Genomic DNA, 640 nt, shown 5'->3' on the forward strand with positions numbered 1-640 from the left:
CTTCGGTCCTGCTGATGCTGTCCGCTGATCTCCTCGCAAATCATCAGGGAACAAAACAGCATGGTTTGCGCCACATTACCGTTAACACTTGCGTGAATCGCCAACATGAGAAACACAATTTGCAAAATTGCCGTTCCGATGAACATCAAGTGTCATCCTCCTTCGGCGGCTCTGACGGGTCCTCATCTCTTTTAAGCATACGGTTTATGAAGTCCGCCACTTGCTGTTGTTCTTTCTCTGTTAGGTCCCCATGCCCCAGGACAGTGCGAATATTGATTTTTCTGTCACCCACCGTCCCGCGCCTCCCTTGGTTCACCCTCTGAGCAAAAAGCGTCAATGTCCTTGTACTTGCACTGTAGCTTGCAGTACATATACCCCTCCTGCATATCTACACTAATGGGTTTCTGCCCAAAACAACACTCCCCACACCGCACCACCGGCATGGCCTCAACGGTGGGAAGTGTATTGACATCGTAGCGGTAAGCGAAATCTTCCAGTACGCCGTCTTCATTTTGCACGTATGGAATTTTATCGGCATCAATCAGTCTCATGCTCTTTCCTCCCTCGGCACCTGGCCAGACAATTTTGTTATTTGGGGCACACTAGCTGTGAGGTGATGGAGATGTCCTACGTTAACCCA

At 49.7% G+C, this 640-nt stretch carries 1 protein-coding gene; it reads right to left on the reverse strand.

The window, feature by feature from the left end; all coding sequences use genetic code 11:
• Positions 1–284: 284 nt before the first annotated feature.
• A complete protein-coding gene (locus AAEU42_RS14540; protein WP_342234278.1) occupies positions 285–551 on the reverse strand; it encodes a hypothetical protein in 267 nt (88 codons plus the stop codon).
• Positions 552–640: the final 89 nt, after the last annotated feature.

Source organism: Pseudoflavonifractor phocaeensis, from assembly GCF_038439875.1.
GTDB lineage: Bacteria > Bacillota > Clostridia > Oscillospirales > Oscillospiraceae > Vermiculatibacterium.

Excerpts from the sequence above, each read along its gene's own strand:
- AAEU42_RS14540 (WP_342234278.1), bottom strand. The coding sequence starts at position 551 with ATGAGACTGATTGATGCCGATAAAATTCCATACGTGCAAAATGAAGAC.